Raw genomic sequence first — 6,073 nt, 5'->3', positions numbered from 1 at the left:
CTGCGCACGGTGGTGATGAACTTGCTGCGCGGGAGCGGTTTTCGATCGATCCATGCCGGCCAGCAGGAGGTGGCCCATGACATCAGCCGGATGCTGGCGCTGGGAGAGGGCAGCCTGGCCCCAGGCAGGCTTGATCACACTTTTAGGCAGCCCTGGGGTTGACACCAGCGGCTGCTCCCTGGACGACCTCCTTTGCTGGAAGGCTTGTGGTAAACAGGCTCAATCAAGGCCAGGAGTGCTTCCCATGGAACCATTGCCTCCATCTCATCCAAGAAGCGCTGGCGACGCGTCCTCTTTTTGGTGCGGATCTGCTCGTAGTCCGTTAAGCCCAGCTGAAGGGAACGGTCATCCATTCCAGTCTCAATCCCAGATCTGGAATTATCTTAGCGGGCTTTTCAGATGTTCTTTAGGTCACTGACTTATACCTGAGAATAGCAATAGCTCCGATAATCAGTGAGAGAGCGGTGAGCGCGAGATCAGCCAGTACAACGAACACTAATGCTAACGGTAGAACGACGCCAACTCCTCCGCTTAGGTAAATCAATAGAAGCAGGAGGCTGATCACGATTGATGCCCTCGCCAACCATCGCAAAGAACCATTCAACCGACCGACATGAAGCAGACCAAGGTTCAGCCACTGTCCAGTCGCCGCCGCTAGTGAGGCGAAGACCAAGGGAATGATCGTGAGCGATCCCACGCCGTCGCCTGTTGCCCCCGTGTGGCTGCGCTGCCAGGCAAGCAGAGCAAGCAACACTGCCCATGCCAAAGCTCCAAAGCGAAGCCAAGGCTGGCGAAGAGCGAACCCGATCGGCAGAAGGGAAAGCCCCAACAGTGCTGCCGAAGCAGGAAAATCATGTTGAACGGCGCCGGGCCTTACGGCCCATAGGGCCACTAATAGAACGATTACCTGGCAAAGACCGGCGGTAACTGGCAGGAGTTGGCGTTGGTTTTTCGTTGGGTGGGACCGGCGAGGAAGATAGCGCCCCTTCGAGTGGTGTAACTCATGAGGTCCTGTGACCCTTTCTGGAGGGTGAACAGGGGCAGTCAGAGGCTGACTGCTGAGGAGCAGATTGCGCTGCTCCGTTGATCCACTATGAACCCTGATCGCTGAATGCGCAACTGAGTGATCAAGTGTTTTCGTGTAGATCAAGTCAGAAGCTGTTGCGCTTCAAGCAGTGGCAATCGCCACCGCATCGGACTTATCGCCATCGGGGAGCTCCACCAGCTCCTCTGTTTCCGGAAGCTTGGCCGTGGTGGCCCCGGAGAAGAAGCGGCGGCGTTGCAGCTGCCATTCCTCCTGCTGCTCCAGCAGCTGGCTGCCCACCAGCCGCACGATCGCCGGATCGTTAGTGAAGATGCCGACCACGTTGGTGCGGCGTTTGATTTCCTTGATCAGGCGTTCAAGCGGGGTGGCGCTCCAGGCCTTGCGCCGGTGCTCCTGGGGGAAGTGCAGGAATGCCAGGACGTCGTCCTGGGCGGCCTCCATCACCAGCACGGCAGTGGGGAACTGCTTGCGCAGCATCTCCATGACCCGCTGCCAGTGAGCGCGCACCTGATCAGGTGCCTGGATCACGAATACCGCTTGTGGCCTCCAGCCGACTGCGTCTACATGGCGGCGGCCACCATGTAGACGCAGTCGGCCTACTTCTTTGGAGAAGCCTTACGGCTAGGGCACATGGCTCAGGAGGTCGCGCAGGAAGTGCACCGGGCACCTCTCCAGCTACTGCCCTGGAACATGTGCTTGATCGCTGCCGTCAGGCCCAGATGAGCGTCCGAAATCACAAGGCGGTTGCCGTCCAGGCCTCGTTCCTTAGCACCACAGGCCAGCACGATTTGGGCTCGCTGCACAATCGAATGCGGTAGCGTGTGAGAGCTGGCGCTGCCCTGAAGTTTCTGAACTTCGCCATCACAGAGGACCAGCGGTGGCATCGGACGACCGAGCGCCACGGAGTACCTCGGATTACACTCTTGATCCCAGTCGTTATTTCCGGGCATAAACACTAGTCCCTTTGACGGAAGGGTTAGGGTACATTTCGTCCACACTGCTCAACCGTGGGCTTGGTCATAGAAATTGCAATGACTTTGCCTGCTTCAACTGAGATGTTGGCTAATCGCTCGTAGACTGGAGACCCATTCTTCGTCCAACATACAATATCACCAATTTCAGCTGTCAGCTTCCCAGTAACCCATTTAGCAACCACGGGTCGAGAGATGCTGGGATAAACGGAGGACAGCTCAATGTCACCGCCACAGCGATAGAGGCCATGGAGTAGAAGCATGCCGTCAGAAACCTTGAACTTGCCACGTGGACCACCAATAGCGGTGCAGTTCTCGGCTCGTGTCATCGAGCGAAGTTGCTCGCTTTCGGGTAGCTCTAGCCAACTTCGAACGTTGTCGTGCAAGCGACCAGACTGACCTTCGATTTCGACCCTGTCAAACAAGGGTTCAGTCGCCATTGAGGCTGACGAGCACAGGATGAGGAGCACGGCGTTGAAGAGTGGTTTTAAAGACATGGCAAGTATCCTATTTACGTGCCCTAACTTGTTCTCAGACATTTCTCTAAACCATCTCCCGTCATCTTCTCTTTTCCAGTAAATACGGGCTGCTCTTCAATCCGATCCTCAAACCTTAGCTGTTACAGACAGTTTAGTTTCCCGGCCCTTTCTGGGTTCACCGGTCTGCCGGTCAGCAAAGCACTTTTCAGCTGAATAAGTTCAGTCGGCGAGGCTGCACGGACCCAGGGTGCCACAGCAGAGCACATGGCTGTAGTTCATGGGGGCGCTCACGACCCGATTCCCCAGCAGCTCCTGGATTGCGTGGATGTCACGCCTCCCCTCAAGTAGGTGGTCAGCAAACGAATGGCGGAATGTGTGGCAGCTGGTGACCTTACTCACGCCAGCCGCGCCAACGGCCTCTTTGACGTCTTATCACCACAGTGGGATTGAGGTGATGGCGACCTTCCTGCCGTGAGCTCGGAGTCCGCTATCAACCTGGCTTTGGAAGCATGGTTACCCTATCCTCGCCCTCCAGCTCTAAGTCCCGCTGCAGCAGCTACGGAGGGTGCGATTCGCTGGCCATGGGTTGTAGCCGAGGAGATGCCAAGAAGGTTCCCGCGGCGGAGCACATTCAGCTGGCAGATTCCGGGCCGTCATCCCCGCCCCCGGCGGTTTCCCCTTCATCGCTGCGCTCCCCTTCGAAAGCACGTCCCAGTGGTTCCGCCGCGATTCCCTCCACCTCCCGCAGATAGCGGGCCAGGCCGTCACTATTGCCGTGGGTGACATACACCTGGCGGGCTCCGGTATCCCTCACGGTGCGCAGCAGGCCGTCCCAGTCGGCGTGATCGCTCAGCACGAAGCCGCGCTCGAAGCCACGCCGCCGCCTGGCGCCGCGCACCGCCATCCAGCCGCTCACGAAGGCGGTCTGGGGATCCTTGAACCGCTTCATCCACGCCGACCTGTGTGCCGAGGGGGGCGCGATCACCAGCTTCCCCGCCAGGCTTTCACTGCGCGGCAGGTCGCTCACGGGCCGGGTGGGCACCATGGCGACCCCCTCCTGCCGGTAGGCGGGCATCAACGCCTGTACGGCCCCGTGCAGCAGCACCTCCTGCTCCACTCCGATGGCGGCCAGCTCGGCGAGCAGGCGCTGGGCCTTGCCGAAGGCGTAGGCGAACAGCAGCGATGGCCGCTCCGGCGCCCCCTGCCACCAGGCTCGAATGGCGTTAGCAACCGCCGCGCCGCTCGACCAGCGGTAGACCGGCAGGCCGAAGGTGGCCTCAGTAATGAACACATCGGCCTGCACTGGCTCGAAGGGGGCGCAGCTGGGGTCGGCGCAGCGCTTGTAGTCGCCGCTCACCAGCCAGCTCTCGCCGCCTGCCTCCAAACGGATCTGGGCGCTGCCGAGCACATGGCCGGCGGAATGGAACGACACTCGGGCGGCGCCGATGCGGTGCAGTTGCCCGTAGTCGACGGGGATCAGGCTGATGCCCGCGCCGAGGCGCTGGCGCAGGATCGCCTCACTCGCGCCGATCGCCCAGTACTCGCCGCAGCCCGGCCGGGCGTGATCGGCGTGGGCATGGGTGATCAGGGCCCGCGCCACCGGCCGCCAGGGATCGATCCAGGCCTCGGCGGCCGGGCAGTACAGCCCCTGGGGGGTGAGCCGGAGCAGGCCGCCGGTGGGCAGGGACATGGTGGTGAGCGACCTACGGAAGCTTGTCGATGCGTTGGCAGGTCCCAGTCACTGTCTGCTCATCAATGTCGGGCCCGTCGTCACGCTGAATCTTCCATTCACTTTGATAGATCAGAGTCTGCCGCTGGATGGTATGACTTTCTGCCACAAACTGGGGCCTGTACATCCGTTTCTCCCAGTATATTTCCCGATCGGTGATCTTCACTGTGCTGTCATCGATGATGCCCCCTCCAAGCTCGGCAGGCGGTTCATAGGTGGCGATGGTGCTCCTCACCTCCCCCGTGCCGGGATCCAGCTCCAGCATCGGAACCGCCTTGGCGTTGAAGCCTCCCGTGAGTGTCAGCAAGAGCACGGCGGGAACCGCCCACCTCCGCGCTCTTTTGTTCAGAAATCCCAGTGCCATCGCCATGGGCGGATTGATCGGTCGCAAACTAGTCAGACCCTGCCAGGTCATCAGCCCTGTCGCACGTATGCCCCGAACACGTTGGCCAGGTCTGCTGAGCACCTGTCTGTTTCTCTGGGTGGCCTGTAGCCCCCCGCTCCGATCCCAGCCGGTGCCGACTCTCTCCGAACCGGCCCAGGAGCGGATCGCCATCAGCACGACAACTTTCTCCCTTGATCTGCTGGATCAACTCTGGCAACAGCCCGGCAATCTGGTGGTGTCTCCCTACAGCCTCTACGCCGCTCTGTTGATGGTGGCCAGTGGTGCCCGCGGTGAAACGGCCGCGGTATTAGGCAAGGTCCTTCGCCTTGATGCCGCAGGGAGCGATCTGCAAGCTTTCACCAGCCACTCGGCCCGCCTCACGGCAGAATCGACCGGGTCGCAGCTGGTTGTGGGGCAGTCGATCTGGCCGGCGGAGCGCTTCACGCTGCAGCCGGCCTTCCGCCAGACGATGGCCGCGATTTTCGGAGCCAGCATCACCCCCCTTAACTATGCCGGCGATTCCCAGGGAGCCGCCCAGCGCATCAATGCCTGGGTCAGCGAGAGCACCCGCGGCAAGATCAAGGAGCTTGTGTCTGAGGGGCAATTCTCACCGGACACGCGCCTGGCGTTGCTGAGCACCATCTGGTTCAAAGGTGAGTGGAAGAATGAGTTCGACCCGGACAGCACCCGCACCGGACCGTTCGTTCTGCAAGGAGGCGGCACGAGCTCGGTGCCGCTCATGCATAAGATCGGCTGGTACCGGCTGGGGGCGATCCCGGGCGGCAGGATTCTGGAGATTCCCTATCAGGGGGAGAGTTACGACACACCGAATCATGCGCTGCTGATCCTGCTCCCTGACAAACGCGATGGCCTGGCGGCTTTGCAACGTCAGCTAACCCCGCAGAGCCTGAAAAAGGCGATCGAGGGGATGAAGGAAGAACAGGTGGAGTTGATTCTGCCAAGGTTCAAGATGAGGAGCCGTCCCGATCTGATGGAGCCGCTCGAGCGGATGGGGCTGGGTGCGGTTTTCGGCGCCGATGCAGATCTCTCGGGCATCAGTGCGGTTCCCGATCTCTACCTGTCCAGCGTGCTGCAGGAGGCCATGCTGGAGGTGGACGAAAAGGGAACCGAGGCAGCTGCGGCCACGATTATTGATATGCGGCTCACCGGACTGAGCGAGGATCCGATCACGCCCTTCCATGTGGACCATCCATTTCTGCTCATGATCCGCGATCAGCCCACCGGCACTCTGCTCTTCCTGGGTCGGGTGATGGATCCGGGTGATCAAGGGTAGCTTCACGGGTTCAGTCTCACTTCCCGTGCGTAGCGGCCGGCCACAGGGCTGCCTAAAAGTTCCACAACAGCATTCTTGGCACGGCTGTCAGCATGGGTTTTGGTTGGCTGGAATGGCGGCCCTCCATGCCCGAAACCCAAACCACCGCAACGGAAGAGAGTGTTCCGAGC

General features: G+C 60.7%; 6 protein-coding genes. 1 reads left to right on the top strand and 5 read right to left on the bottom strand.

Annotated features, from left to right (window positions below):
• Positions 1-1,168: 1,168 nt before the first annotated feature.
• The 5 genes from KBY93_RS15825 to KBY93_RS15810 form a co-directional block, all read right to left on the bottom strand.
• Positions 1,169-1,573, bottom strand: a complete 405-nt coding sequence (locus KBY93_RS15825; RefSeq protein ID WP_255095378.1) for a transposase — start codon at positions 1,571-1,573, stop codon at positions 1,169-1,171.
• Between the two features lie 107 nt (positions 1,574-1,680).
• Positions 1,681-1,929, bottom strand: coding sequence for a transposase (locus tag KBY93_RS16350; RefSeq protein ID WP_399223376.1), 249 nt, complete (start codon positions 1,927-1,929; stop codon positions 1,681-1,683).
• A gap of 785 nt (positions 1,930-2,714) precedes the next feature.
• On the bottom strand, positions 2,715-2,894 hold the full coding sequence (locus KBY93_RS16230; RefSeq protein ID WP_315856432.1) for a tyrosine-type recombinase/integrase: 180 nt from the start codon (positions 2,892-2,894) through the stop codon (positions 2,715-2,717).
• A gap of 232 nt (positions 2,895-3,126) precedes the next feature.
• Positions 3,127-4,185: a ligase-associated DNA damage response exonuclease gene (locus KBY93_RS15815; RefSeq protein WP_255095377.1), complete on the bottom strand. Its 1,059-nt coding sequence runs from the start codon at positions 4,183-4,185 to the stop codon at positions 3,127-3,129.
• 13 nt (positions 4,186-4,198) lie between these two features.
• The gene (locus tag KBY93_RS15810; protein ID WP_255095376.1) at positions 4,199-4,594 is read right to left on the bottom strand and encodes a hypothetical protein; all 396 of its coding nucleotides are present in this window, start codon (positions 4,592-4,594) and stop codon (positions 4,199-4,201) included.
• Positions 4,595-4,739: 145 nt separating this feature from the next.
• On the opposite strand from KBY93_RS15810, the gene KBY93_RS15805 reads away from it, so the two are divergent.
• A complete protein-coding gene (locus KBY93_RS15805) occupies positions 4,740-5,903 on the top strand; it encodes a serpin family protein (RefSeq protein WP_255095375.1) in 1,164 nt (387 codons plus the stop codon).
• Positions 5,904-6,073: the final 170 nt, after the last annotated feature.

Source organism: Synechococcus sp. J7-Johnson, assembly GCF_024345795.1.
In the GTDB taxonomy this organism is placed as follows: Bacteria; Cyanobacteriota; Cyanobacteriia; order PCC-6307; family Cyanobiaceae; genus Regnicoccus_A.
Note: the sequence above shows the minus strand (reverse complement) of the source record. Positions and strands in the feature narration are given on the sequence as shown.